The organism is Nonomuraea sp. NPDC050153 (genome assembly GCF_044460125.1).
Taxonomy (GTDB): domain Bacteria; phylum Actinomycetota; class Actinomycetes; order Streptosporangiales; family Streptosporangiaceae; genus Nonomuraea.
The window spans coordinates 84,657-109,954 of sequence record NZ_JBITJQ010000017.1; the positions used below are offsets into that span (position 1 = coordinate 84,657).

Genomic DNA, 25,298 nt, shown 5'->3' on the forward strand with positions numbered 1-25,298 from the left:
GAGCCATGAACACTCCCGTAAGACCAAAAGTCCGGACAAATAATCCCGAGAGTCAGTGCCCCCGCACCTGTGGCCAGGACGTCGGCTTCGGCGCCGGTCACGCCGCACCGCCTTTCTCGAAGAAGCCGACCTCGCCGCGTTCCATGAGGACGATGAGGCTCAGCAGCGCGCCCCAGGTCTGGAACGGCTCGCTGTTCGGCTTGTCGCACGCGCCGCCGTGGCTGCTGGAGTAGTTCTCGTGCACGTGGCGGTGCTGGTTCCATTCCTTGAGCACGAGCCGGGAGCTGCCTTCGGCCAGCCACGCGGCCGCCGGCCGTTCCCCGGCGCGCAGCAGCCCCAGGTAGACGAGGAAGTTCACGGGCGGCCACGCCCGTCCCTCCCAGTAGCTGTGCTCGCCGACGTCGATCGGCTCCCCGCGGGGCGAGGTGGGCAGCAGCCATTCGCCGCCGAAGCCGTCGTCGGTCATCAGGTGCCCGGACACCATGCGCCGGGTCCGTTCCCCCGCGCCGAGGCCGGCCAGCAGGGGATAGAAGCTCATCGTGGACAGCCGCTCGGTCGGGAGCCCGGTGTCGGTGCGCCTGCTGCGGTAGATGCCGCTCGGCTCGTCCCACAGGGACTCCATCGCCGCCACGACGGCCGCGTGCCGCTCGCGCAGCTCCGCCGCGGCCTCCCGCTCGCCGAGGACGTCGGCGAGGTCGGCGAGCGCCTCGCAGTCGGCCGCGTACAGGCTGTTCATCCCCACGTCGTGGGCGGCGAGTAGGCTCTTGACCTGGTCGAAGGGCACGTCGTCGAAGACGGGGTGCCCGTCCCAGCCGGTCTCGCAGGTCGCGCCGAAATGCTGGTGGATGCGCGGGATGTCCTGCGGCGAGGGGAATTCGGGGTCGAAGTACGTCGAGCCGGCGCACAGCAGGTCGCCGTCCCGGCGCACCCGCCACCACCAGCGGTTCCAGGACAGCAGCGGCGCGAAGCACTCCTCCAGGAACCACCGGTCGCCGAACCTGCGATAGAGCTCCCGGGTCACCAGCGAGCCCACCGGCGGCTGGGACCCGTCGTAGGTCCTGCGGCCGGTGCCCTGCTCGACGTTGGGGACGAAGCCCTCCGGCGTCAGGGCCCGCAGCATCTCGACGGTGTTGACGTAGGCGAGCTCCTTGCTCGACACGGCCGCCAGCAGCGCGTTGAAGAACGCGTCCCAGCAGAACAGGGCGTAGCCGCCGCGCTTGCCGACGTTCCAGAGCCGGCTGACGGTCGTGATCACCCGGGACTTCGCGGGTTCGTAGATCGTGTTCCAGGAGATGGCGTCCCGGACGATCTCGCGGTGCTGCGCCAGGGGATCGGTGCCGGCCGTGCCCATCCCGGCCGAGGCGCGGGCGACGATCTCCGCGATCTCCGGCAGGTCGCGGGCGCGGCCGGTGCTGATCCCGACCGCGCCGGTCAGCTCCATCGCCAGGTACGGCCCGTCGACGTCGGTGTAGGGGTCGTCGACGTGCGGGGCGGTGCAGAAGACCCGGACGGTTCCGCCGGGCCCTTCGGCTGTGATCCGGTCGCCGTCGCGGGTGACGGAGCCGGGCCGGTTCCACAGGTAGGCGACGCCGGCGGTCAGCAGCGCGCTCCTGTGCTGGTCGGCCGTGGGCGTCACCAGCACGACCAGGTCGTCGCCCGCGTGCGCGGTCTGCACCCGGATCGTGATGCCCGCCCACGTCACGGTCGTCTCGGTGTAGCCGCCGTCGTAGGCGTGCCGGCCCAGGGTGACCGTCTCCGCGCCCTCGGTGCGGCGGCCGATCTGGGCGGCGCGCAGCGACGTGCCCCGGTAGTACTCCTTCAGGCCGAGGGACAGGCCCAGGGCGTCGGGGAGCCGGACATGGGTGAGCACGCTGCGCGTGTCCCAGGTGTTCCAGCCCCGGGCGAGCGAGGCCTGGATGTCGGCGTAGTTCGTCATGTCTCCTTCAGGCAGTCAGCCGGGGGATCCACACCCGCATGGCGTGCGGGCCGCGGTTGGCCCAGGCGTAGTAGGGGATCAGCGTGATGTCCAGGGGCCTCGCCGGCGGGACCGGCTGCCCGTGGGGCCGGTAGGGGGACTCGGCGGGCCCCCGCGCGAGCGCGCCGCCAACTCGTAGCGTGACCACGCCGCCGAGCAGGTCCGGCCGGTGTTCGGGCCGCGGCGCGGTGGCGGGGTCGATGCGGACGTCCTCCAGGATGACGCCGGACGGCTGGTCGGGCTGTTCCATCGCGTAGACCAGCGGCCCACGGGTGACGGCGACGCACCCCCGCGTGGCGTCGATCCGGTCGTCGGCCACCATGAGCCGGGCGGGCATGGGCATCCGCAGCAGCACCCGGTCGCCGGGCCGGAACACCCGGCGGACGCGGGCGTAGCCGCCGGCCGGCACCGGTTTGTCGTCCACGGTGGCTCCCTCCGCCCAGTCCGGTACGCGCAGCGCCAGCTCGACCTCCCGCGCGGGCGCCTCGCGCACGGTCACCGTGACCAGGCCGTCCCACGGGTACTCGGTGTCCACGTCCACCGTGAGGTCGCCTGAGGTCAGCGTGCTCTGCGCGTACAGGTGCACCTGGAGCCCGTCTTCCGTGCCGGTCGCCAGGTACGCCGGGAGGCCGGCCAGCGTACGCATCACGTTGGGCGGGCAGCAGGCGCAGTTGAACCACGGGCGGCGGCCGTGCGCAGGTGACCGCTGCACATCACCCCGCGCGCCGGTCCGCCGGTGGAGCGTGTTGACGTAGAAGTAGTCGGCCTCGGTCAGCGACACCGCGGGCAGCAGCGCGTTGTAGAGCAGCAGCTCGATCTGGTCGGCGTACGCGGACTCGCCGGTGGCCAGCAGCAGCCGCCAGGCCCACTGCATCGCCCCGATCGAGGCGCACGTCTCCGCGTAGGCCCGGTCGGGCGGCAGCTCGTACGCCTCGCCGAACGCTTCGCCGTCCCAGCGCGAGCCGACGGCGCCGGTGATGTGCTGCTTCCGGCGGCGCATCGTGTCGTACAGCCGGCGAACCGTGTCCAGCAGCTCGGCGTCGCCCGTCTCGACGGCGACGTCGGTGGCGCCCGCGGCGAAGTAGACGGCGCGCACGGCGTGTCCCTCCACCGTCTCCGCCTCGCGCACGGGCACCCGGTCGGAGTAGTGGGCGGGGTCGCCGTAGTGCGACGGATCGAAGCCCGGCTTGCCGGCCCGGCCGTGCCCGCGGGCCTCGACGAAGTGGCGGGCCAGGTCCAGGTACCGCCGCTGGCCCGTCTCCCGATACAGCTCGACGAGCGCCATCTCCACCACGGGGTGGCCGTCTGTCTCCTCCCGCAGGCCGGGCCCGAACGTGCCGGCGAGATGGTCGGCCAGCCGGGTGGCGACCCCCAGCAGCTCCGTCTCGCCGGTGGCCCGGGCCGCGGCCACGGCCGCCTGCATCAGGTGGCCGGCGCAGTAGTGCTCGTGGCTCATCCACAGCCGCGCGTACCGCTCCTCGCCGCGGACCTGGATGGCGGAGTTGAGGTAGCCGTCGGCGCATTGGGCCGCCGCGATCGTACGGCTGAGCGTGCGCAGGTGGTCCAGCAGCGCGTCGTCGGGGCTGCGCGCGCACTCCCAGGCGACGGCCTCCAGCCATTTGTAGACGTCGGAGTCGCGGAAGCTCGCACCCTGGGCCGCGCCGGTGGCCTGGCCCGCGGCGATCCGGAGATTGCCGATGTTGCCCGCTTCGACCAGCCGTTCACGGCCGAGCGGGATCGCGGCCCGGTTGGCCTCCAGCCGCCCGGCCCAGAACCCGCCGGCCACGCGGCAGGCCGAGACCGGCAGCGGGCGCAGGGCCACCGCGGCGGCGGGGCTCGGTACGGCCGTCATGCGGGCGCCTGCCGGCGGAACCGGACGGCGTCGGCGATGACCACGCCGTTGGCCGCGTCGCTGAGCTCGACATATCCCTCGAGGCCGGCCCGGAAGGAGAAGGTGCCCAACGACGTCCACTCGCCCATGCGCGGGTCGGGCACGCCGCGCACCTGCTGGTCGACGGCCACCGCGGTCGTGCCTCCGGCGTGGTGGACGACGTACGGGGCGTTGGTCGCCCGGTTGGGGTCGGCCGCGTAGGCGACGAGCACCTCGTACCGGTCGTCGCCAGGAAGCGCCGGTCGCCACCGCGCGGTGTTGGCGCCGGTGCCCTTGGCGTGCGTCAGGTAGTTGAACCCGTAGTAGCCGCTGACGCCCCTGCTGCTCGGCCAGGTGCCGGTGGTCTCGAAACCGAGCCCGCCGTTGTCGACGGTGACCTCCTCGCGGACGTCCGGCGCGGCGGACACCCGGATGAAGCTCAGCTGATCGAGCGAGATGGCCGTGCCACCGCCCCGGCCGGCGCCGGCCAGCGTGAAGCGGATGGTGTGCGGGCCGGGCAGCAACGCCATCCGGCCCAGGAGAGCGACGTCGTAGCCGTCGGCGCGGAACGCCGTCAGATCCAGCGTGGAGTTGCGTGGCGCCTTCCCGTCCACGGTCACCGTCACGAGGCCCCCGTCGCCGGACCGGAAGTAGCGCAGCCACAGCTCGTTCCGTCCGCCGGGGGCGAGGATGAAGGGGTACTCGATGTAGTCCCCGGCCGCGCCGGGGGTGAAGACGGCGCGGGCGCCGCCGCGCGCGGTGGCCTCGTCCACCACGGTCACCGTTCCGCCCGAGCGGCGGGCCCGCTCGGCCGGGCGGCCCAGGTCGTACGTCCGCTCGGTCAGCTTCGGACCGGTGGCCAGGCTGTCGCGGCCCTGCGTCAGCCACTCCAGGTTGAACCGGGCGGCGGCCACCCGCCGCGGACTGCCGTCGAGGTCGCCGTCGCAGCCGTAGAGGAGCACGATCGTGCCGTCGGACAGGCGCGCCAGGTCCGAGTAGTATCCCCGGCCCGGGTTGACCGATCGGCTGTACCTGAAGGAGTGGCCGTCGTCGTAGCTCACCGCGACGGTCATGTTCCAGCGCATCGGCGAGTCGGGCCGGCTGAACAGCACGCGGTTGACGTCCCGGCTGCCCGGTCCGCCGGTGTAGCGGATGAGGCCCGTGTCGACGCCGTTGAAGAGCGCGGGGCTGAAGTCCATCCTGGGCGGCGACCAGGTCACGCCGCCGTCCTGGCTGACCGCGATGTCCCGTGGCCAGTCGTTGCCCGAGCCGGGCCGGCTGTTCATCAACACCGTGCCGTCCGTACGCTGCACCAGCCTGGCCTCGCCGACGACGGGGTAGCCGTCTCCCATCGGCACCTCGCCGCCGGCCTGCCACGTGACGCCGTGGTCGTCGCTGTAGACGGTGGAGGCGCCGTAGTGGCGGTCGGTGGTGGGGACGCCGGTGATGATGGTGCGGTGGGAGACGGTGAGGAGCAGCCGGCCCGAGTCGAGCTGGATGCCGTGACCGGGCCCCGGGCCGTGCATCGCCCAGTTGTACGGGAAGTGGTCGAAGAGTCCGGCCAGGCTGCGCCGCTCGCTCCAGGTGACGCCGCCGTCCTTGCTGGAGATGACGTACACCGTGCTGGAGTCGGCGGAGCAGCTGGTGTTCTCCGGTAACTGCTCGCAGAGCCCGTGGAAGAGGAACACCTCACCGGTCTCGCGGTCCACCACGAAGGTGGGGTTGGACCACGACTGGCCGTCGACGGACGGCTCCACCGCCTCGGATGGGGTCCACGTCTGTCCCTTGTCGGTGCTGCGGCGCACGAGCAGGTCGTGCGGTCCGGCGTCGCACACCTTGTGCCGGCCTTCGGTGCAGGCCAGGATCGTGTCGTCGGGCAGGACGGCGAGGCCGTACACGTGATAGCTGGCCAGCGGGTCCACGGCGGAGTCCCACAGGGTGGCCTCGGCGAAGAACGGTTCGGCCGCGTTCGATGAGGCGGCCGCGGGGGAGGGCAGGGCGGCCGCGGCCGCGCTCGCGGCGAGCCCGAGGGTGAAGGCCCGCCGGCTGATGGGCATGGTCATGCGACTCTCCTCGGGAGGAGCTTCCTGCGGACAGGACTGGGGGGTGGCTCAGATCGGTTGCGGGTCGTGGGGGCGTACGAGGTCGTGGATCCGGGCCAGCGCGGCGCGCAGCCCGGCGAGCTCGGCCTCGGTGAGGGGCAGGAACGGCGCCGCGGCGTGCGGCGGGCAGAGGCCCAGCAGGTGCAGCGCGGTCTTGATCACGACCACGCCGCTGGCTCCGGGCCGGACTCCGAAGAGCGCGGCCAGCCGGTCGACGTCGTGCTGGAGCGCCGCCGCGGTGGCGTGGTCTCCGTGGCGGCCGGCCTTGAGCAGGTCGACGCAGACGGCCGGCGCGAGCATGCCCACGCCCGGCACCAGCCCGGCGGCCCCGGCGCGCAGCCCGTCGGCGAGCTGCCGTTCCACGCCCTGGGCCACCTGGAAGCCGGGCCGCTCCCCGGTCAGGGCGCAGAACTCGGCGAACAGGGCGGCGTCCCCCGAGCTGTCCTTCAGGCCGACGATCCCCGGCTCGTCGAGCAGGCGGCGCATCACGGACACGGGGATGGGGTTACCGGTGTAGCCGGGGCTGTTGTAGACGACCACGGGGCGGCCGTGGCGGGCGGCGGCGCGGAAGTGCGCGTGCAGCTCGCTCTCGGTGTGCCGGAAGTAGGTCGGCGCGAGCACGACCACGGCGTCCAGGTCGAGGCCGTCGAGGCGCTCCATGCGCTCCAGGGTTTCCCCGGTGCCCGTGCCGGTGGCGGCCACCATGATCCGGGCGGACGCCCCGACCAGCTCGCGCCACATGACGGACACCTCCGCCGCGTATGTCCGGACGGCGCCCGCGGTCAGCAGCGGGCCCTCGCCGTTGGTGCCGGCCAGCATCAGCGTGGTGACGCCGGCGTCGGCGAGGTGCGCCAGCAGCGGCCGGACGGCCGGCGGGTCGGGCCGCCCGCGCGGGTCGAGCGCGGTGACGAGCGGGATGATCATTCCGGCGACCGGATGGTCGGAACGGTCGATGTCGGTGGCCATGGCACCTCCCTCGGCGAACGCTCCGGACGGTATCGGCGATCCGCGCGGGACGCCAGATGCTTATAGGTATTAGCATTTCGCCACTGTTTCCTGCGTTCTTTGTTGCCCAGGTCCATTGACACCTCACAAAAACGAGAGCCAGACTTTGCGTCCATCGCGTTAGGCGTATTAGCAGGAGGCCCGGATGAGTCGCGGACCGGTGCGGAGGCCGACTCAGGCCGACATCGCGCGCCTCGCGGGAGTCAGCCAGGCCACCGTCTCACTCGTGCTGAACGAGCGGGATTCGGACGTGCGGATCAGCCCGGCGACCCGCGAGCGGGTGCTGGCGGCGATGCGCGAGTGGGGCTACGTCGCCAATGCCTCGGCGAGATCCCTCGCCGGCGGCCAGAACAAGATCATCGGTGTGTTCACCTTCGAACCGGTCTTCCCGACGACCAGCGTCGACTTCTACTTCCCGTTCCTGCTCGGCATGGAGCAGGCGGCGGCGGAGCTCGGTTACGACCTGCTGCTGTTCACCAGCCTCGGCGGCGAGCGGCAGGTCTTCCGCGACGGGTCGACCCGGTTGTCGCTCGCGGACGGCGCGCTGCTGCTCGGGCGTGACCCGAACGTCGAGGAGATCCAGCGGCTGCGCGACACCGGCTTCCCCTTCGTCTACGTCGGGCACCGGGAGGTGTCGGGCGCGCCGGTCTCCTACGTGGCGGCCGACTACGCCACGGCGACCCGGCAGCTCACCGAACGGCTCTTCGAGCTCGGGCACCGGCGCGTCGCGTACGCCCGCATCGGCGACGGCGACGCGCAGCCCAGCCGGGACCGCGAGAAGGGATTCCGGCGGGCCATGCCCGCCGGTGAGGCCAGGCGGCTCACCGGCCCGGTGTGGACGCTGGAATCCGCCGACGACGTGGCGGGTCTCCTGGCGGAGATCCGGCACGGCGGCATCACCGCCGTGGTGGCCGAGCAGGTCCTCCTGGCGGAGGAGCTGCTGGAGTGCGCGCGACGGCATGAGATGTCGGTCCCGGACGACCTGAGCATCGTCGTGCTCGGCGACTCCACCGGCGCGCACCGCACCGACACGCCCTGGACCGGCCTGGTGGTCCCACGGGAGCAGATGGGCCGGCAGGCCACCCACCTGCTGGTGCGGCTGCTGGAGTCACCCGAGCCGGAGGCCCGCAGAGAGAACGTCGAATGCCCCCTCGTGCCGGGCGCCACCGTGGCCCCACCAAGGAGAGAGCAGTGACCGAACCAGGGAAGCCCACATGATCAGGGTCATCGCCAAACGGCTGCTCGTGGGCGTGCTGGTGATGTGGGGCGCCGCCTCACTCATCTTCCTCATCGTCCGCGTCGCGCCGGGCGATCCGGCGACGATCCTGCTGGGCCCGGACGCGAGCCGGGAGCAGGTGTCCGAGCTCACCGGGAAGCTCGGGCTCGACCGGCCGGTGTTCAGCCAGTACCTCGCCTACCTCGGCGACGTGGCCCGGTTGCGGTTCGGCGACTCCTACCGGTTCGACCGGCCGGCGATGTCGGAGGTGTTCGAGCGACTGCCCGCGACCGCCGACCTGATGCTCGCCGCCACCCTCATCGCCGTGTCCCTCGGCCTCGTGCTCGGACTGGTGGCCGGCGCCCGTCCCGGCGGCGCCGTCGATCGGCTGGTCACCGCCTGCACCATCGCCCTGCAGTCGTTCCCCACCTTCTGGGTGGGCATCATGCTGATCCTGGTCTTCGCGCTGGCGTTGCGCATGCTGCCCAGCGCGGGAGCGGGCACGGCCGCGCACCTGGTCCTGCCCGCGGTCACGCTGGCGCTGCCGTTCACCGCCATCGTGGCCCGCCTGACCAGGACCAGCGTCGCGGAGACGATGGGCGAGCCGTACATCCAGACGGCCCGCTCCAAAGGGCTCACCGAGCAGCAGGTGCTGCTCGGGCACGCGCTGCGCAACTCCCTCATCCCCGTGGTGACCATCGTCGGGCTGCACATGGGCGGCCTGATGGGCGGCGCGGTCGTCGTCGAGAACGTCTTCGCCTGGCCGGGGCTCGGCACGCTGGTGGTGGACGCGGTCTCCAACCGTGACTACGCGGTCGTGCAGGCGGCCACCTTCCTGATCGCGGGCATCGTGATGCTGTTCAACCTCGTCGCGGACCTGCTGTACTCCCAGCTCGATCCGCGCATCAAACTGGACGGTGCGACATGACCGAGCTTGTCGAGGTCATCAACAAGCACAGCACCTTGGTCATGAGACCGACGGAGGAGGGCTCATGACCGACGTCGCCGTCGGCCGCCGGCCCGTGGCGCGCGGCCGGTGGCTGAGCAGGATCCCGTACGCCGTGCTCGCCCTCTACCTCGTGGTCGCGGGGCTGGGCCCGTTGATCATCGACTACAACCCCGTGCGCGTCTCCCTCGACGACCGGCTGCTCGGCCCGGGATCGCGGCTCGCGTCCGGCGGCGTCGCCTGGCTGGGCACCGACGCCCTCGGCCGGGACGTCCTCGCCCAGGTCGTCTACGGCGCCCGCACGTCGATGATCATCGGTGTCGCGACGGTCGCCGTCTGCTGCGTGATCGGCGTGACCGTCGGCATCGTCGCCGGCTACGTCCGCGGCCGGCTGGACACGGTGCTCGCCCGCGGGATTGACATCCTGCTCGCCTTCCCGGCCATCCTGCTGACCATCGTGATCGCGGGCGCCTTCGAGCGCAGCGTCCTGGTGGTGGTGATCGCGCTCTCCGCGACGGCCTGGATCTCCTTCGCGCGGGTCACCCGCGGCGTCGCCCTGTCGGTGCGGGAGCGGGCCTGGATCGACGCGGCCCGCGTGCTCGGCGTACGGCCGGCGTCCATCCTGGTGCGGCACATCCTGCCGCTCACGGCCGGCCCGGTGGTCGCGCTGGCCACGCTGGAGTTCGCTCTCGTCGTGCTGGCCGAAGCCGGGCTCAGCTTCCTCGGCATCGGCCTGCCCAACTCGGCGGTGTCCTGGGGCCAGACCATCGCCAACGGAAAGCAGTATCTCGAAACCGCCTGGTGGATCTCGGCTCTGCCCGGCGTCGCACTGTCGCTGCTGATCATCAACATCGGGATCCTCGGCGACCAGCTCACCGCCCGATACGGACGCGGACACCTCAGGTGAGGCATCGCCCGTCGTCCGGCCGGCGGAAATCCCCTTCCATCACGAGCACCCCCCGAAGAACCATCCCCGGAAGGCGGGAAGTCCATGACCAGACCCCTTGCCTCACGTAGGCCGCGGCTCGCGGCACTGGCCCTCATCGCGGCCGCGGCCCTCGTGCTCAGCGGCTGCAGCGCCGCAAGCGGTGGCGGCGGCACGGGCGACGGCGGTGGCGGCGAGATCACCGTCGCCGGCACCTACGCGATCGAGAGCCTCGACCCGGCCAGTCCCACAGGCGGCAGCGCCACCGGCACCCAGCTGGCGTCCAAGGCGATCTTCAGCCGGCTGTTGCGGCCACGCGCGGACGGCACCCTGGAGGGCGACCTCGCCACCTCGTGGAAGCCGGACAGCTCCGCCTCGCAGTGGACGTTCACGCTGCGCCAGGGCGTGAAGTTCAGCGACGGCAAGCCTGTCACGGCGGACGACGTCGTGGCCTCGTTCAAGCGGATGATGGATCTCAAGAGCACGAACGCGGCCAACTTCGTCGGTTACACGATGACCGCCTCGTCGCCCACCGAGGTGGTGCTGAAGGCGCCGAAACCGGACGCGGCGGTCCCGTACAAGCTCGCCATCTTCTACGTGCTGCCCGGCAGCCTGACGGGCGAGAATCCGGCATTCTTCCAGAACCCGGTCGGATCGGGGCCGTTCAAGGTGGAGAAGTTCGACCCGTCGGGGACGCTCGTGCTGGTGCCCAACCCCGACCACTACGGCGGCGCGCCCCAGGTCAAGCGGGTGACCATCCGCAAGATGCCCGAGCTCGCGGCCCGGCTGACCGCGCTGCGGACCGGCGAGGTGGACCTCGCCTGGGGCATCCCCGACGACCAGCTCACGGAGCTGCAGCGCGACTCCAGCCTCAAGGTCGAGACGGTGCCGAGCACCGCGGTGTTCACCATGTGGTTCAACTCCTCCACGCCCGCGCTGAAGGACGCCAAGGTGCGACGGGCCCTGTGGCAGGCGGTCGACTTCGCGACCATCATCAAGCGGCTGTATCCGCAGACGGGCACCCTGGCCGACGCCCCGGTCTCGCCCGTCACCCTCGGCTACGTCCCCCAGGAGCCCGTGCGCTACGACCCGGACGCGGCCAAGGCCGCGCTGAAAGACGCCGGTTTCGACTTCTCCGGCAAGCTGCGCCTGCAGTTCGCCAACGCCGAGTTCCGGCCGTTCAACCAGGCGATCGTCTCCGACCTGCAGAAGATCGGCGTCCAGGTGGACCTGCTGGAGAAGGAGCAGGCGGTGTTCACCAAGGACCTGCTCGCCCTGAATTGGGACGTCAACTTCCAGCAGCTGTCGAACCCCACGTTCGACGCGGCGAACACCCTCGGCCGGCTGTATCCGTGCGCGGCCAAGCGCAACGGCTACTGCAACCCCGAGCTCGACAAGCTGCTCGCCGCCGCCGGGGCGAGCTCGAACGCCGACGAGCGGGTCAAGCTGTACGGCGAAGCCGGCAAGATCATCTGGCAGGACGCGGTCGGCATGTTCCCGATGGCGGTCAAGTACGCCTACGCCTGGAACCACCGCGTCACCGGCGTCGCACCGGACCCGAACGGGCTGCCCGACTTCGCCGGCGTGCGGGTCAGCAGCTCATGAGCCACGCGCGGACCCCTGTCGAGGCATTGATCGAGGTGGACGAGCTGCTCAAGGTGGACGGGCTGGTCGTCGACCTGCCCGCCGCCGGCGGCTCGGTCCGCGTCGTCGACCGGGTGACCTTCGACATCCCGCCGGCGACGACGGTCGGGCTCATCGGCGAATCGGGCAGCGGCAAGACGATGACCGCGAACGCCGTCATCGGCCTGCTCCCGGACGGCGCGGCGACCGGCGGGGAGCTGCGCTGGCGGGGTGAGGACCTGCTCCGGGCGAGCCCCGCCCGCCGGCGCCGGCTGCGGGGCCACGAGATCGCGATGATCTTCCAGGACCCGCTGGCCGCACTCAACCCCACCCAGACGATCGCCCGCCAGGTGGGCGAGATACTCCGCCGCGCCGGCCGCCCCCGCGAGGAGGTGCGCCGGCGGGTGCTCGAACTGCTGGAGCGGGCGGGGATCCCCGAGCCGGCCAGAAGGATGCGCGGCTACCCCCACGAGTTCTCCGGCGGGATGCGGCAACGGGCCATGATCGCCCTCGCCCTGGCGGGCAGCCCGGCGCTGCTGCTCGCCGACGAGCCCACCACCGCGCTCGACGTGACCGTGCAGGCGCGCATCCTGCGCCTGCTGCGCTCCATCCAGCAGGACGAGGGGCTGGCGATGCTCCTCGTCAGCCACGACCTGCGGGTCGTGGCGCACGTCGCGCACCAGGTCGTCGTCATGTACGCCGGCCGGGTCGCCGAGCGCGGCCCCACCGCGGAGGTGCTGGCCGGCCCGGCTCACCCGTACACCCGCGCGCTGGTCGACAGCGTGCCCGCGGTGCGGACCCGGACCGCGCTGGCGCACCCGATGCCGGGCACGCCGGCCACCCCGGCGAGCCGCCCGCCGGGGTGCGCGTTCCACCCGCGCTGCCCGCTGGCCCGCGAGCGGTGCCGCACCGAGGAGCCGGAGACCAGAGCCGTCGCGCCCGGCCGGTGGGCCGCGTGCCACTTCGCCGAGGAGCTGCTGCAGCGATGAGCGTCGATCTGCTCGAGGTGCGTGACCTGCGGGTCAGCTTCGGCCGGCGGGGCCCGTGGTTCCGGTCGCGCGCCGCCCGCCGCTCCGGGGAGTTCGTCGCGGTCGACGGCGTGAGCCTCACGGTGGCCCCCGACGAGATCGTGGGGGTGGTGGGGGAGTCGGGGTCGGGCAAGACCACGGTGGCCCGCGCGATAGTCGGCCTCGTCCGGCCCGACTCCGGCGCCGTCCTGCTCGACGGCGTGCCCCTGGGGCTGGTCGGGCGGCGCACGACGGCGCAGCAACGTGCCGCGCAGATGGTGTTCCAGGACCCGCGGTCCTCGCTCAGTCCGCGCATGACCGTCGCCGCGATCATCGACGAGGCCTGGCGCACCCATCCGAGCTCGGCCCCGCCCGGCGACCGCACCGCGGCGCTGCACCGCCTGCTGGACGACGTCGGCCTCGACGCGAGCGTCGCCCGGCACCGGGCGGCCGAGCTGTCCGGCGGGCAGTGCCAACGGGTCAGCATCGCCCGCGCGCTCGCCGTCCGGCCCCGGCTGCTGGTGTGCGACGAAGCGGTGTCCGCCCTGGACGTGTCGGTCCAGGCGCAGATCCTCCGGCTGCTGGTCGACCTGCGCGAGCGGCACCATCTGGCGATGCTCTTCATCTCCCACGACCTCGGCGTGGTGCACCAGATCGCCGACCGGATCGCCGTCATGCGCCAGGGCGTGGTGGTGGAGGAAGGGCAGGCCACGGACGTGCTGGGGGCGCCGCGGCATGAGTACACCCGCAGCCTGCTCGACGCCGCACTTGAGCTGTCCGGCGCGGATTCCCCCGAGTAGACGGTCTCGGTCGCGGACGGCGTGGCACGAGCGGCGCGCGCCGGGCTGCGGGACGGCTGGACGGGCGGCCGGCAGCCCTGCGCGCACCGCCCCGGTCATCGGGGACGGCCCGGCCGCCTGAGGGAATCGGCCAGTTCGAGGACCCGTCGCAGGGCGGCGTCCGCGCGGGCGGGGTCGGAGGCGGTCATCCAAGCCCCTTGTCATGGGGCGCCTCCATCCAGATAGTTAGGCAAGGCATACCTAACTTCGCTACGCTGGTGATCCCTCGCGAAAGGAGCCGCCATGGCCAGACAGAACATGTCGAAGACGGCGATCAAGCCGGCCGGGGCGGAGTTGCTCACCCTCCGCGTCGTGCGCCAGGAGCGGATCTCCCGGCACTTCGCCCGGGTCACTGTCGGCGGCGAGGAGCTGCGCCGCTTCACCCCCATGGGCTTCGACCAGTGGTTCCGGCTGTTCCTCCCGGTCGGTGACGACTCGCTGAGCCGGGTGCCGGCCCGCCTCACCGCCATGTCGTACATGAAGCTCCTGACCGTCTCCAAGACGCACCGGCCCGTGCTGCGCAACTACTCCGTACGCGCCTTCCGGCCCGAGCAGCTCGAACTCGACGTCGACTTCGTCCTGCACGGCTCACCCGAGGACGGCACCGCGGGACCCGCCGCCACCTGGGCGCAGACCTGCGCGCCCGGCGACCCCGTCGCGCTGCTCGACGAGGGCGTCGGGTTCAACCCCGGCCCGGCTCTCGGCGAGGTCCGGCTGGTCACCGACGAGAGCGGCCTGCCGGCCGTCGCCGGCATCCTGCGCTCCCTGCCGGCGGACGCGCGCGGCCACGCCCTCATCGAGCTGCCCGACAAGGACGACCGCCAGGACCTGCCCGCTCCGGACGGCGTCACGGTCGACTGGCTCGTCCGCGACTCCGGCGCCGCCCCCGGCGCCCTGGCCCTGCGTACGGCCACCGACCTCGCCCTCCCGTCCGGCCCCTTCTACGGCTGGGTCGTCGGCGAGTCCGCCCTGCCCACCGGGCTGCGCCGGCACTGGGTCGCCTATGGGGTGCCCAAGGAGCACATCATGTTCTGCGGCTACTGGAGGATGGGCAGGCATTAAGGCGGCCCGGGCTCAGTGGTCGTCCTCCGCCTCCAGCCAGAACCCGGACCGCTCCAGCCACAGCTCAAGCAGCGCAGAATCCCCGGAAACCACGATGTTCGGCGCGGGACGCCGGTAGACGAACAGGAGGAGCTCGCTCACCGGCCCGCGGACCGTCACGGAGGCGTCCCCCTGCCCACGCCTCCACACGGGCGCGTCCCCGCCGAGATCGACCAGCCACTCGTCGTTGAAGCTCAGGCCCCGCCCCGGGCCGAGGAGCCCGTGCCCCTCGTACGCCTCCGGCACGCAGCTGAACCCCAGCCACTCCTCCAGCCCTTCGGCGGCCACCTCGTCGTCGACCTGGAAGCCGGCCCCCAGGGCGAGCGCGGCGTCGGCCCGGTGCAGCACGGTCTCGTACAGCGCCCGCCGGGCCCAGAACGCCGGCGTGTCCAGCCCCTGCGGCGTCCACAGCGGCCCCTCGGTCCCGCGCAACGCCTCCACCAGCCGCTCCGCGCCCTCCCCCAGCCAGGGGTCGAGCTCGCCCGCCACCTCGTCCGTGTAGCCGTCGAGGTCGTTGACCAGCTCGTCGGACACCGGCTCCACGGCCCGGGTGGCCGCGACCGTCTCGATCCAGCGATGAACCCCGCCGACATGCCGCGCCAGCTGCCCCAGACACCATCCGGGACAGGTGGGGACGGGGGTCTTCATGTCCGCGTTCTTGATCAGCGATCTCAGCAGCTCGGTCTGCCCGATGATCTCGGCCGGCATCCGGTCGTAGCTCGACAAGGACATGCCCGCCACCCTACGCCTACGGCCCCGGTGGCTCAGGGGTGCGGTTCACCAGGACGCGGGCGAGGACGACCGTGACGGCGCCGGCCAGGACGACGGAGAGCAGGCCGACGCGCAGGCTGCTGAGGTCGGCGACGAACCCGACGAGGGGCGGGGACAGCAGGAACCCTCCGCGCAGCAGCCAGCTGACGATGGTCAGTCCGGCCCCGTCGGGCAGTCCGGGCAGTTCGTCGGCGGTGTGCATGGCGGCCGGGACGAGGGTGGCCACGCCGAGCCCGGCGAGGGCGAAGCCGGCCAGCGCGGCCGGGACCGACGGTACGGCGAGGGCCGCGCCCATGCCTACCGCGGCCAGCGCCCCTCCGGCGCGTGCGACGGTGCGCTGACCGAAGCGGTCCACGACGCGGTCGCCGGTGAGGCGGCCGACGGTCATGGCGACCTGGAGGGCCACGACGGCGAGACCGGCGCTGGCGGCGTCGGCCCGCAGGTCGCCGCTGAGATAGAGGGCGCCCCAGGACGCGCCGGCGTCCTCGACGAGGGCGCCGCACGCGGCCAGCACGCCGAGCGCGGCCAGCATCCGCACGGCGGAGCCCGTGAACGAGCGCCGCTCACCCCGCTGGGCCGGTGCGCCGTCGGCGGGGCGTTCGGCGTCTTCCGGGCCGGGGAGCAGGAACCGGTAGGCGACGAGGGCGACGACGCTGAACAGCGCCGCGGAGATGCTCAGGTGGAGTGCGAGGGGGAGGTCGAGGCCGGCGGCGGCCGAGCCCATCAAGCCGCCCAGGACCGCGCCGACGCTCCACACGCCGTGCAGCGAATTGACGATGGACCGCCCGTAGAGGCGTTGCACCCGCAGGCCGTGCGCGTTCTGCGCGACGTCGACGATCGCGTCGAGGGCGCCCACGACGAACAGGGCGCCGCCGAAGGCGATCCAGTTCGGTGCGAAGGGGACGAACAGCGTCACGACAGTGGTCACGACGATCCCGAACGACGCCACGCGCGCGGAGCGGAACCTGCGGATGGCGGCGCCGGCGAGCAGTCCTGCCAGCAGCGCGCCGATCGGGGCCGCGGCCAGCGCGGTTCCGAAGACGGCGTTGCTCAGATCGAGGTCGGCCTTGATCTGCGGGTATCGCGGGACGATGTTGAAGAACACGGCGCCGTTGGTGAGAAACAGCGCGGCGACGGCGGCGCGGGCCCGGCGGGCCTGGCGCGTGGGCGCGGTGAGGGGGACAGCGGGCATCGGCTCTCCGATCGCGTAGGCGCAGAGGAGGGGATCAGCGCAGGAAGCGGTGGATGGCGTGGCGGATCTGCTCAGGCGTCATCGGGTCGGTCGACAGGGCGCTGTGCAGCACGAGGCCTTCGATGAGCGCGTCGAGCTCCCGGGCGGTGGTGGCGTCGAAGTGGCGTTCCAGCGCCCGGCGGCTGCGCGCCATCCAGGCCTGGGTGACGGCCCGCAGGGCCGGGTTGCGCGCCGCGGCCACGTACAGCTCCACGGAGAGGACGAGGTCGTGCCGCGAGCCGAGCAGGTCGTCCGACACCAGCGTGATGACGGCCTCGACCGCCGCGCCGGGATCCGGGGCGGCGCTCAGCCGCTCGTCGAAGACGCGGGCCACCGAGTCGGCGTGCCGGGTGAACGCCTCGGCGAGCACCTCCTCCAGGGACGTGAAGTGGTAGGTCATCGAGCCCAGCGGCACGTCCGCGACGCGGGCGATCTCCCGGTGCGTCGTCCCGGCGACGCCGCGCTCGGCGATGACGGTGAGCGCGGCGTCGATCAGCCGGTCCCGCCGCCCGGGGTCGTGCCGGCGAGGCCGCCGCGGGGGGTTGCTCATGTCGTGCCGGGCTCGATCGTGCGGATCACGCGGGCGGGATTGCCCACCGCGACGACGTTCGGCGGGAGATCCCGGGTGACCACCGCGCCGGCGCCGACCACCGTGTTCTCCCCGATCGTGACACCGCCCAGGACGATCGCCCCGCTGCCCAGCCACACGTTGTCGCCGATGACGATCGGCCTGGCCGCCTCCCACTTCGCCCGGCGGGGCTCGGGGTCGACCGGGTGCGTCGGCGTCATGAGCTGCACGTAGGACCCGATCTGCACGTCGTCGCCGATGGTGATCGGCGCGACGTCCAGGGCGACGAGACCGAAGTTGGCGAACGTACGGGCGCCGATGCGGAGGTGGCTGCCGTAGTCGACCCGCAGCGGCGGCCGGATCTCCGTGCCCTCGCCGATCGCACCTAGCAGCTCTGTCAGGAGTCGCCGCCGCTCCCGCGGGTCACGGGCCGAGGTCGCGTTGTAGGCGTCCATCAGGTCCATGGCCCGCAGGTTGTGCTCGGCCAGCTCCGGGTCGTCGGCGATGTAGAGGTCACCGGCGAGCATCCGTTCGCGCATCGAACGGCCGTCAAAGTCGGACATCATACGTACAAGCGTACACATCAAATGTACGTACGTACATATCCGGCGGTCCGCCCCGCCGCCCGCGTGGTGGTCAAGACCGCAACCCGCCCGCGAGGGCCAACGTGACCGCCACGGACAGCGCCGCCATCATCGCCATGGCCGTCGTCACCGATGTGACCTGCGCGACCACCCCCGCGAGCGCGGCGCCCACGCCCTGCATGGTGAGCATGCCCGAGGAGTGCAGCCCGAGGGCGTGCCCGCTCATCTCCTCCGGCGTCAGCGCCATCAGACGCTCCTGCAGCAGCAGGCTCGCCGCGTACCCGACCGAAGCCAGCGCCACGGCCGCCGCCGCCACGGGCATCCCCGGCTTCAGCGCGAAGACCAGATACGGTACGGCCAGCAGCAGGCGCAACGGGGCACCCAGGCGTCCCCGCCACCCGGCCGGGACGAACCGGCCCACCAGCACGTCCCCCGCCAGCATGCCCGCCGCCGCGACGGCGAACAGCAACCCCGCGCGCTCCGGCGCGTAGGAGACGAAGAGCGACTCGCTGCCGACGATCAGCCCGTTGGGCACCCACAGCGCGAGGTACACGTAGCGGCGGGGGATCGAGGACCACAGCCGGGCGTTCGTCCGCCAGGTCTCGGCGACCGACGGCCGCCCGGTGACCCGCGCGGGGCGGTCGCCGAGCCCGTACCGGGTGACGGCCGCCTCGGTCAGGTAGAGCGCGGCGCTGACGAGCAGGGCTCCGCGCGCGGAGAGCGCGGCCACCAGCACGCCTCCGGCCGCGAACCCGCAGATCTGCAGGATCCCCACGCTCATGTTCATCACCGACCGGCCCAGCAGGTAGCCGCTGCGCGGCAGGAGCTCGTTGAGCAGCCCCCACCGCACCCCGCCGCCCAGCGAGGAGACCAGCCCGAGCCCCAGCACGACCGCGAAGACCCCCCACACCGGCAGCCCCGGCGCGGCCAGCACCGCCGTGCCCAGGCCGAAGACCACGGCGATGCCCGTCAGCGCGGCCCGGGGTGGCAGCCGGTCGGCGGCCGACAGCAACGCCGTCGCCCCGATCACCTGCGCCAGGGAGGGGCCGAACATGCTCAGCGCGGCCAGCAGCGGCGAACGCGTCGCCCCGTACACGAGCACGCCCAACGCCAGGCCGCTCACCGTCGAGGCCGCCACGTGCGCCGACGACGCCGCGAAGAGGGGCGTGAACTCGGGCGTCCGGAGAAGCTGTCCGTAGGTTCGCATGCCGAGAGCTTCAAGGCCACGCCTGCCTGAGCGTTAAAGTTTCGCCGGGAGGCGAAACCATGGGGTGGTGGCAGCTCAACACCGACACGCTGGCCGGCAGCAGGTTCGTGGTCTCGCCGCTGGCCGAGGCCATCGCGAGCCTGTTGACCCTGGCGGCAGGAACGGCGGCGCATCCAGCCGGGAAAGAGTGGCTAGCCGCCCACGTGCCCGCCTACCGCGAGCGGCTCGACCCCATCACGGCGTCGCTCGTGCGGGCCGCGCTGGGACAGGAGTGGCTCGCCGACTTCTGCACGCCCCCGCCCAGCGGGGATCGGCGCACCTTCGCCGAGGAACTGGACCGCCTCCGGCGGACGCCGCCGGAGGTCGCCCGCGCGGATGTGGCCGTCTCCACGCGCGGCTCGCTGCCCGCCGAGCTCGACCGCTCCGATCTCCCCGAACGCATGGCCGACCTGCTCGAATGGGTATGGACCCGGACGGTGCTGCCCCACTGGCCGCGCCGCCGCCGCATCATCGAGGCCGACATCGTCTCCCGTACGTCCCAGCTCGGCCACAGCGGCTGGGCCGCGGCCCTTGAGGACCTGCGCCCCGGGCTTCGCTGGCTGGGCGACGGCCGCCTGCAGATCAACGCCCGCAACTACCCGCCGCGGGAGATCTCCGGGGCGCGGCTGCTGTTCGTCCCCGTCACCCCCGGCCACGCCTGGGTCGCCTGGGACGAGCCCCACACGTACGCCGTGATCTACCCGTGCTCGGGCGTGCTGGCCGAACCGGACCGGCCGCCGGTGCCCGAGTCGCTGGGCAGGCTGCTCGGCACCGCGCGGGCCGGGGTCCTCGTCCTCCTCGGCACGCCGAAGAGCACCACCCAGCTCGTGGCGCTGACCGGGCAGGGCCTGGGGTCGGTGGGCCGCCACCTGAGCGTGCTCCTCGACGCCCACCTGGTGCGCCGCCGCCGAGCCGGGCGATCCGTGCTGTACTACCGGACGGAGGCCGGGGACGTCCTGGTACGGGCCCAGGGCGAAGGGTGAGAACGGGCTACGGTCATCGCCGTCCGGGGCTGCCTGCTCGCGCCACCGGTCGTCACCCGGCGACCGTACGGCCGAACCACACGTTTCGAGCGCGGAAATAGGTGTCGCCGTCAGGACCGGGCCGCTGGTCGGCCCAGCCGGCATCGCCCTCCTCGATATTGGAGGCATAGGCGCCCATCTGAAGATTGATGATGAGCGTCTGCGGGACATCGACCCAGCCGGGCACCGTGTGGGTGTCCACATAATCCCCGTCGAAATAGTAGTCGAGCTTCACGTCGTTTCCGCTCTTGTACATCCAGACCCGATATCGATAAAACCTGGCGTTGGGGTCGTCGACGGGGACTTCGGAACGGTGGTAGGTCGCGTCTCCGCTATTCGGCTGGTACCAGGTATTGAAGAAGTTGACGGAATCGCCCTGGTCGTTGACGCCGACGTATTCCAGGATGTCGCTCTCCGGCGGCCAGTTCGGCTCCATTCCGGTGGTCCAGAAAGCCGGCCAGACACCGGGTCCGGTCTGCGTCTGGAACTCGCCTTCGATGTCGTATTCGGGGTAGTCGTCGTTGACGATGATCTGCCTCTTGGCGTGGATGGCTCCGGAGCGGTACCACAGGGGGGCGAACGGACTGTGCAGGCTGAGCCCGGGCGACGCGGACAGCCGGGTCGCCTTGAGGGTCAGCACGCCCTGATCGAGGGAGATCTGGCCGGCGTCCATCTGGGCGGCGCCATTGTGGGTGTCGCCGTCCTCCCAGGGGTAGAGATGATTCCACGCCTCGCCGAAAGCCTCCTGACTGTCGAAGGAGGATTTCTCGACGAGGTTCTCCCAGGTGGCCGCGCCACGGCGGGTGCGGCCGGCGGTCGAGGATTCTGCCCGGGCCGAGGACGGGACGAGCGAAAGCCCCAGACTCACCCCGCCGGCTGTCGCCGCCGAGGCCAAGAATTTACGCCGATTGATTCCCCGATCGGACATGTATTTCCTTTCCTGCGCTTCCGGCGCGGGTCCGACAATGCCCAAGACGGCCCTTTACGCAGCTAATGATCATGGTCGGGCGGAATCAGTATGCCTTACGGGCCGCCACATTCGCGATAGATGGGAATAACTAACATCGCGTGGTGGCCGAGGAGGGCCGCCGATCCGGCGCCGACGGGGGCTCGGGCGCACGGTCGCCGCCACGGCATCGGGCCCGGCGACCCGTGGTGGGTCGCCGGGCCCGGCAACCGGTGGTCAGTTCGGGATCGGGCTGCCCTCGCAACCTTTGCCGATCCGGCCCGTCTCGAAGTACCGCACCACGTCGGCGGCGCACTTGGGCACCCGGGTGGTCGAAACGTGCACGTCGTCGGCGACCGTGTAGACGGTGCCGCCGACGGCGCGCCGCGTCTGCAGCGTCCAGTCGTAGACGGACATGAACTCGTACAGGTGCCCCGCCAGCACCAGTGACCCGCTGCCCCGCTTCAACGTGATCTGCTGTGCCGGAAGCGGCCAGCCCTGACACCATCCGCCCAGTCCCCAGGACCGGCCGGTCGCCCGATGGCGCTTCACGAGCTGCTGGTAGGCGCGCCAGGCGGCGTCGAAGTCGGCCCGGCTGCTGTCCTCGTTGCACGTGACGGCCAAGTTCATGGTCATGTTCAGGGTTTCGGGCGCGCCGGGAACGGGCGTCCCCATCATCGGGGCGCCGAGCAGTTCCTTGACGGTGGGCGGGGCGGTGGTGCCCGTCGCCGTCCGCAGTTCGGCCAGCGCCTTGCCCGCGCTCACCCACTCGGTCGAGTTGCGCTTGGCCAGGTCGGCGACGGCCGCGCCGTCGATGGGCCGCTGCACGTCGGTGTAGATCTTGGGGCTCTGGTCGTACGCGCGGACCAGCTTGGTCACCTCCTGGCGCACCTGCCGGGCGGTGGCGCCGAGACCGTAGGTCGCATCGCGGCGGGCCAGCCAGGCGGCCATGCGCCCGAAGTCGCGCTCGGCGGCCTCCGCGCTGTCCTTGAGATGATCGTCAAGGCGGGTCCACGGTGGCGCCACGCTGTCCAGGAAGGCCCGTCCGGTGTGCTCGGGGAACTGGCTGCGGTACACCATGCCCAGATAGGTGCCCCAGGAGAAGCCGAGCAGGTTGAGCGTGCGCTCACCCATGGCGGTCCGCACCAGGTCCAGGTCCTTGGCCACGTTGGCGGTGGTGAGCTGTCCGAGGAAGGCGGGGTCGGAGCGGCCGCACTTCTGGTTGGAGGCGACCTGGCCGTCGTATATCCGCCTGGCCGCCTCCTCGGTCAGCGTGCCCGGCTCCTGCGGGCCACCGAGCGAGAGAGGGCAGGCGACCTTGGTGCTGTATCCCACCCCGCGCGGGTCGAAGCCGATGATGTCGTATCGCTCGTTGAGCTTGGCCATCTCCTCGTTCCTGAGCACGATCCGCAGGACCGGGTCCAGGTATCCGCTGTTGCCCGGCCCTCCTGGCAGGACGGCGGTGGCGCCGAGCCGGTGGGCCTTGTCCGTGGCGGCCAGCCGGGTCACGGCGATGTCGATCTTCCGCCCGCCGGGGTCGCGATGGTTCAGCGGGACGCTGACCGTCCCGCACTGCAGGCGCTTCATCAGGTCGCGGAAGGCCGGAATCTGCCCCTCCGTCACGCGCAGGCTCCGGATCACCTCATCGGAGTAGGCCGGGCAGGATTTCCACTGGACGGACGACGAGCTCGGGCCGGCCTCAACGGTGGCGCCCGCCGTGGAAGGATGCGCCGCCAGCGCCGCCAGCGCCAGTGCCAGCGCCGTCAGTGAAGTTCGGTACGTCATGCGGGTCAGTAGTAGAGCAGCGGTTGTTTCTTCACCGTTTCCCTGAGGACGGTCGCCGATCAACGCTCACGAGCGGGTCGGTGACGGCCCGGTCCGGGACCATGGCGCCGGCGAGGCGCTGCGGGACCCGCACGATCAATCCTCTTCGGCGGGGACGGGCCGCCCGCCAGGTGGAGGCGGGGGTGGGAGGGCGAGGACGGCGCGGCCCCACCGCGCCCGCGTCACCGCGTGCCGGGTCAGAGGCCCAGGCCGAGGAGCACCGTGTGGGCGTTCTCCGGGCCGTGGACGTGCTTTCGCAGCTTCGCCATGGAGGACACCTTCTCCGCCTTGAGAACCTCGACGAGGTGCCGCGCCAGCCGATCGCCGTCCACGTCGCCGGGGCCGCCCGCGTCGAGCGTCCACGAGCGTACGGTCCGCTCGACCTGCTGCGACCAGCCCTGATCCGTGTCCGGCGAGAAGTGCTTGAACCAGCCCTTGACGGTGAGCCGCTCGCCGGAGCGGATGGCGAGGACGGAGCGGTTCCCGCCGAACAGGGTGACGCCCACGTTCCTGCCGGTCGCGCTCGTCTCGGCGGGCAGCGTCCGGAGGAGCGCCCCCAGCAGAGGCGGCAGCGCCGCCCACCGGGCCACCCGCCATCCACCCGGCGTGCTGAGCCCCTCATTGGCGGCGCTCAGATATTCGATGACGAAACCACCCGGCATCTGCGACGGCTCTCCCCACTCGAACGTGGCGTGCCGCCACTCCTCATAGGGCTCCGTCGGCTGCAGGGAGAGCTCCGCGCCGGTCACGGTGGCACGTAATTCGAGCGATCGGGCGCCCGGCCGCCGCCAGCGCAGGAAAGGGGCTCCCCAGTCCGGCGACGCCTCGTACCAGGGGCCGATCGGGCCGTGGCTCCCGACGCTGTCGGCCGGGCCGAGCGCGGCCTCCACCGCCTCGGCGTGCCGCCGGAAAGCGGCGGCCGGCTCGCCTTCCAGGGAAAGGGGGACGGTGAGGCCGCGATATTCCCGGTCGCCCGCGTACCGCCGCTCGTGCTCCGCCACCGGGACCAACCGGCCACGCCCCTCGGCTGCCGGCCCCAGCGCCGCACCGGACCAGTCGCCGGGATCCACCTCGTGCCACAGCCACCCGGCGATGCCGGCGGTGTCGTCCTTCGTCATGGGCGCGATCTTAGGCGGCCTCCGGCAGGAGCGCGCCCGGCCGTCCGAGCCCGGGTGCCGGGCTCAGGTCTTCTCGGGGTGGCGCTGCCGTACGGGCGTGGCCAGCGCGATCAGCGCCAGCAGCAGGCACGACGCCCCGGCGACGACGAACACCGTCGTCGCGCCGTAACGCGCGGCCCCCCAGCCGAGGGCGGCCGCGCCCACCGGCCCGAGCGAGAAGTGGATGGTCCAGAACGCCGACGTCACCCGGCCCAGCAGGTGGGCGGGCGTCACCTGCTGCCGCAGCGACATGGAGTTGATGCCGGCCAGGCTCACGCATGCCAGGTAGAGGGCCATGATGGCGGCCACGCCCCACACGGAGCCGGCGAGCCCGAGGCTGAGGATGGAGAGCCCCGACACGACCTGCGCCCCGATCCACAACGGCCCGAACCCGAGCATCCGCCGCATCCGCGCCACCAGCGCCGAACCGGCCATCGTGCCGACCGCCGCGACCCCCAGCACGACGCCCACCACGGAGTCCGGCTGGCCGAGGTCGTGCTTGAGCCGGTAGATGACGATGTCCGTCAGCCCGAGCGTCAGGAAGATGAAGAACGACAGCAGGATGGTCAGGGTGCGCAGCACCGGGTGCCGGAACAGGAACTCCGCCCCGGCCAGCAGCTCCCGCCACGGCCGCCGGCCGGGCATGGGCTCCGCCGGCTCGACGGCCTCGACGGTGTACCGCGAGGCGCGGGTCAGCAGGACGCCGAGCGCGGACAGCCCGAAGCTGGCGGCGTTGATGGCGATCGCGGCGGTCGGGCCCAGGTGGCCGCTCACCACGCCGGCCAGGGTGGGGCCGAGGATGCCCGCCGCGGCGGCCGTGGCGTACAGCATGCCGTTGGCCTCGGTGACGCGCTGCTCGCCGGCCAGGCCGCGGACCGCCGCCACGTACGTGACCTGGAAGACCATGCCCACGGCCGCCGCCAGCGGCAGCACCGCGTACAGGAGCCAGACGTACTGGCCGAACATCCAGGCCACCGGGATCGCCACATACAGGAAGAGCCGGATGACGTCACAGGCGATGAGCAGCCTGCGCCGGTCGAACCGGTCGGCGAGCACCCCCGCGAACACCCCGGCCGCCACCGACGCCACCCCCGACACGCCGGTGAGCAGGCCCATCTGGGCGACGGAGCCGGTGACGTTCAGGACGAGGAGGGGCACCGCGATGAGCGCGAACGAGTCGCCCGCCACGGACAGCGTCTGGGAGGACCAGAAGATCAGGAAGTCGCGGTCTCGCCACAGCGAGCGCGTCACCGGCCGCGTGTCAGCGCGCATCGGTCACGGCGGGAAAGGGGCCTGCCTGGGGTGATCGGTACGTGCCGAGCCGGGGGAAAATCACGCGG

General features: G+C 72.2%; 21 protein-coding genes. 8 read left to right on the top strand and 13 right to left on the bottom strand.

All coding sequences use genetic code 11. The features are described 5' to 3' along the window. Nucleotides 1-97 precede the first annotated feature (97 nt). From ACIBQ1_RS34775 to ACIBQ1_RS34790, 4 genes are read right to left on the bottom strand one after another with little or no spacing between them, the layout of a single operon-like run. Nucleotides 98-1,936, bottom strand: coding sequence for an MGH1-like glycoside hydrolase domain-containing protein (locus tag ACIBQ1_RS34775; RefSeq protein ID WP_397283543.1), 1,839 nt, complete (start codon nucleotides 1,934-1,936; stop codon nucleotides 98-100). 7 nt (nucleotides 1,937-1,943) lie between these two features. Next, nucleotides 1,944-3,827 carry a glycoside hydrolase family 127 protein gene (locus ACIBQ1_RS34780; protein ID WP_397283544.1) on the bottom strand — a complete coding sequence of 628 codons (1,884 nt, stop codon included), beginning with the start codon at nucleotides 3,825-3,827 and terminating at the stop codon, nucleotides 1,944-1,946. Then, complete coding sequence (locus ACIBQ1_RS34785; RefSeq protein WP_397283545.1) at nucleotides 3,824-5,908, bottom strand: exo-alpha-sialidase; 2,085 nt, start codon at nucleotides 5,906-5,908, stop codon at nucleotides 3,824-3,826. The genes ACIBQ1_RS34780 and ACIBQ1_RS34785 overlap by 4 nt, the downstream gene beginning before the upstream one ends. Nucleotides 5,909-5,956: 48 nt before the next feature. Then, nucleotides 5,957-6,913, bottom strand: coding sequence for a dihydrodipicolinate synthase family protein (locus ACIBQ1_RS34790; RefSeq protein WP_397283546.1), 957 nt, complete (start codon nucleotides 6,911-6,913; stop codon nucleotides 5,957-5,959). Between the two features lie 184 nt (nucleotides 6,914-7,097). Between ACIBQ1_RS34790 and ACIBQ1_RS34795 the strand changes: the two genes are divergently transcribed. From ACIBQ1_RS34795 to ACIBQ1_RS34825, 7 genes are all read left to right on the top strand, one after another. Continuing rightward, on the top strand, nucleotides 7,098-8,147 hold the full coding sequence (locus ACIBQ1_RS34795) for a LacI family DNA-binding transcriptional regulator (RefSeq protein WP_397283547.1): 1,050 nt from the start codon (nucleotides 7,098-7,100) through the stop codon (nucleotides 8,145-8,147). A gap of 19 nt (nucleotides 8,148-8,166) precedes the next feature. Continuing rightward, nucleotides 8,167-9,096 carry an ABC transporter permease gene (locus ACIBQ1_RS34800; protein ID WP_397283548.1) on the top strand — a complete coding sequence of 310 codons (930 nt, stop codon included), beginning with the start codon at nucleotides 8,167-8,169 and terminating at the stop codon, nucleotides 9,094-9,096. Nucleotides 9,097-9,160: 64 nt separating this feature from the next. After that, complete coding sequence (locus ACIBQ1_RS34805; protein WP_397283549.1) at nucleotides 9,161-10,021, top strand: ABC transporter permease; 861 nt, start codon at nucleotides 9,161-9,163, stop codon at nucleotides 10,019-10,021. Nucleotides 10,022-10,105: 84 nt separating this feature from the next. Beyond that, nucleotides 10,106-11,644: an ABC transporter substrate-binding protein gene (locus ACIBQ1_RS34810; protein ID WP_397283550.1), complete on the top strand. Its 1,539-nt coding sequence runs from the start codon at nucleotides 10,106-10,108 to the stop codon at nucleotides 11,642-11,644. Beyond that, nucleotides 11,641-12,651 carry an ABC transporter ATP-binding protein gene (locus tag ACIBQ1_RS34815; RefSeq protein WP_397283551.1) on the top strand — a complete coding sequence of 337 codons (1,011 nt, stop codon included), beginning with the start codon at nucleotides 11,641-11,643 and terminating at the stop codon, nucleotides 12,649-12,651. Before ACIBQ1_RS34810 ends, ACIBQ1_RS34815 begins: the two co-directional genes overlap by 4 nt. Continuing rightward, a complete protein-coding gene (locus ACIBQ1_RS34820; RefSeq protein WP_397283552.1) occupies nucleotides 12,648-13,469 on the top strand; it encodes an ATP-binding cassette domain-containing protein in 822 nt (273 codons plus the stop codon). Before ACIBQ1_RS34815 ends, ACIBQ1_RS34820 begins: the two co-directional genes overlap by 4 nt. A 282-nt stretch (nucleotides 13,470-13,751) precedes the next feature. After that, nucleotides 13,752-14,570, top strand: a complete 819-nt coding sequence (locus ACIBQ1_RS34825) for a siderophore-interacting protein (protein ID WP_397283553.1) — start codon at nucleotides 13,752-13,754, stop codon at nucleotides 14,568-14,570. A gap of 12 nt (nucleotides 14,571-14,582) precedes the next feature. On the opposite strand, the gene ACIBQ1_RS34830 is transcribed toward ACIBQ1_RS34825, so the two are convergent. The 5 genes from ACIBQ1_RS34830 to ACIBQ1_RS34850 form a co-directional block, all read right to left on the bottom strand. Continuing rightward, on the bottom strand, nucleotides 14,583-15,341 hold the full coding sequence (locus ACIBQ1_RS34830; RefSeq protein ID WP_397283554.1) for a maleylpyruvate isomerase family mycothiol-dependent enzyme: 759 nt from the start codon (nucleotides 15,339-15,341) through the stop codon (nucleotides 14,583-14,585). Nucleotides 15,342-15,357: 16 nt separating this feature from the next. After that, nucleotides 15,358-16,572, bottom strand: coding sequence for an MFS transporter (locus tag ACIBQ1_RS34835; RefSeq protein ID WP_397283555.1), 1,215 nt, complete (start codon nucleotides 16,570-16,572; stop codon nucleotides 15,358-15,360). A gap of 34 nt (nucleotides 16,573-16,606) precedes the next feature. Next, nucleotides 16,607-17,161, bottom strand: a complete 555-nt coding sequence (locus ACIBQ1_RS34840) for a TetR/AcrR family transcriptional regulator (protein WP_397283556.1) — start codon at nucleotides 17,159-17,161, stop codon at nucleotides 16,607-16,609. Beyond that, nucleotides 17,158-17,745, bottom strand: coding sequence for a sugar O-acetyltransferase (locus ACIBQ1_RS34845; protein WP_397283557.1), 588 nt, complete (start codon nucleotides 17,743-17,745; stop codon nucleotides 17,158-17,160). The genes ACIBQ1_RS34840 and ACIBQ1_RS34845 overlap by 4 nt, the downstream gene beginning before the upstream one ends. Nucleotides 17,746-17,815: 70 nt before the next feature. Then, nucleotides 17,816-18,970, bottom strand: a complete 1,155-nt coding sequence (locus tag ACIBQ1_RS34850; RefSeq protein WP_397283558.1) for an MFS transporter — start codon at nucleotides 18,968-18,970, stop codon at nucleotides 17,816-17,818. A gap of 59 nt (nucleotides 18,971-19,029) precedes the next feature. Between ACIBQ1_RS34850 and ACIBQ1_RS34855 the strand changes: the two genes are divergently transcribed. Beyond that, the gene (locus ACIBQ1_RS34855; protein WP_397283559.1) at nucleotides 19,030-19,992 is read left to right on the top strand and encodes a transcriptional regulator; all 963 of its coding nucleotides are present in this window, start codon (nucleotides 19,030-19,032) and stop codon (nucleotides 19,990-19,992) included. 52 nt (nucleotides 19,993-20,044) lie between these two features. Here the strand turns inward: ACIBQ1_RS34855 and ACIBQ1_RS34860 are convergent, their stop codons facing one another. The 4 genes from ACIBQ1_RS34860 to ACIBQ1_RS34875 form a co-directional block, all read right to left on the bottom strand. After that, entirely contained in the window at nucleotides 20,045-21,004 is a 960-nt protein-coding gene (locus tag ACIBQ1_RS34860; protein ID WP_397283560.1) for a family 16 glycosylhydrolase, read from the bottom strand. Between the two features lie 210 nt (nucleotides 21,005-21,214). Continuing rightward, the gene (locus tag ACIBQ1_RS34865; protein WP_397283561.1) at nucleotides 21,215-22,762 is read right to left on the bottom strand and encodes an alpha/beta fold hydrolase; all 1,548 of its coding nucleotides are present in this window, start codon (nucleotides 22,760-22,762) and stop codon (nucleotides 21,215-21,217) included. A gap of 236 nt (nucleotides 22,763-22,998) precedes the next feature. Then, nucleotides 22,999-23,919 carry a hypothetical protein gene (locus ACIBQ1_RS34870; protein ID WP_397283562.1) on the bottom strand — a complete coding sequence of 307 codons (921 nt, stop codon included), beginning with the start codon at nucleotides 23,917-23,919 and terminating at the stop codon, nucleotides 22,999-23,001. A 63-nt stretch (nucleotides 23,920-23,982) separates the two neighbouring features. Continuing rightward, a complete protein-coding gene (locus ACIBQ1_RS34875; RefSeq protein WP_397283563.1) occupies nucleotides 23,983-25,230 on the bottom strand; it encodes an MFS transporter in 1,248 nt (415 codons plus the stop codon). Nucleotides 25,231-25,298: the final 68 nt, after the last annotated feature.

Coding starts and splice junctions, on each gene's coding strand:
- ACIBQ1_RS34775 (WP_397283543.1), bottom strand. CDS start 1,936: ATGACGAACTACGCCGACATCCAGGCCTCGCTCGCCCGGGGCTGGAAC.
- ACIBQ1_RS34780 (WP_397283544.1), bottom strand. CDS start 3,827: ATGACGGCCGTACCGAGCCCCGCCGCCGCGGTGGCCCTGCGCCCGCTG.
- ACIBQ1_RS34785 (WP_397283545.1), bottom strand. CDS start 5,908: ATGACCATGCCCATCAGCCGGCGGGCCTTCACCCTCGGGCTCGCCGCG.
- ACIBQ1_RS34790 (WP_397283546.1), bottom strand. CDS start 6,913: ATGGCCACCGACATCGACCGTTCCGACCATCCGGTCGCCGGAATGATC.
- ACIBQ1_RS34795 (WP_397283547.1), top strand. CDS start 7,098: ATGAGTCGCGGACCGGTGCGGAGGCCGACTCAGGCCGACATCGCGCGC.
- ACIBQ1_RS34800 (WP_397283548.1), top strand. CDS start 8,167: ATGATCAGGGTCATCGCCAAACGGCTGCTCGTGGGCGTGCTGGTGATG.
- ACIBQ1_RS34805 (WP_397283549.1), top strand. CDS start 9,161: ATGACCGACGTCGCCGTCGGCCGCCGGCCCGTGGCGCGCGGCCGGTGG.
- ACIBQ1_RS34810 (WP_397283550.1), top strand. CDS start 10,106: ATGACCAGACCCCTTGCCTCACGTAGGCCGCGGCTCGCGGCACTGGCC.
- ACIBQ1_RS34815 (WP_397283551.1), top strand. CDS start 11,641: ATGAGCCACGCGCGGACCCCTGTCGAGGCATTGATCGAGGTGGACGAG.
- ACIBQ1_RS34820 (WP_397283552.1), top strand. CDS start 12,648: ATGAGCGTCGATCTGCTCGAGGTGCGTGACCTGCGGGTCAGCTTCGGC.
- ACIBQ1_RS34825 (WP_397283553.1), top strand. CDS start 13,752: ATGGCCAGACAGAACATGTCGAAGACGGCGATCAAGCCGGCCGGGGCG.
- ACIBQ1_RS34830 (WP_397283554.1), bottom strand. CDS start 15,341: ATGTCCTTGTCGAGCTACGACCGGATGCCGGCCGAGATCATCGGGCAG.
- ACIBQ1_RS34835 (WP_397283555.1), bottom strand. CDS start 16,572: ATGCCCGCTGTCCCCCTCACCGCGCCCACGCGCCAGGCCCGCCGGGCC.
- ACIBQ1_RS34840 (WP_397283556.1), bottom strand. CDS start 17,161: ATGAGCAACCCCCCGCGGCGGCCTCGCCGGCACGACCCCGGGCGGCGG.
- ACIBQ1_RS34845 (WP_397283557.1), bottom strand. CDS start 17,745: ATGATGTCCGACTTTGACGGCCGTTCGATGCGCGAACGGATGCTCGCC.
- ACIBQ1_RS34850 (WP_397283558.1), bottom strand. CDS start 18,970: ATGCGAACCTACGGACAGCTTCTCCGGACGCCCGAGTTCACGCCCCTC.
- ACIBQ1_RS34855 (WP_397283559.1), top strand. CDS start 19,030: ATGGGGTGGTGGCAGCTCAACACCGACACGCTGGCCGGCAGCAGGTTC.
- ACIBQ1_RS34865 (WP_397283561.1), bottom strand. CDS start 22,762: ATGACGTACCGAACTTCACTGACGGCGCTGGCACTGGCGCTGGCGGCG.
- ACIBQ1_RS34870 (WP_397283562.1), bottom strand. CDS start 23,919: ATGACGAAGGACGACACCGCCGGCATCGCCGGGTGGCTGTGGCACGAG.
- ACIBQ1_RS34875 (WP_397283563.1), bottom strand. CDS start 25,230: ATGCGCGCTGACACGCGGCCGGTGACGCGCTCGCTGTGGCGAGACCGC.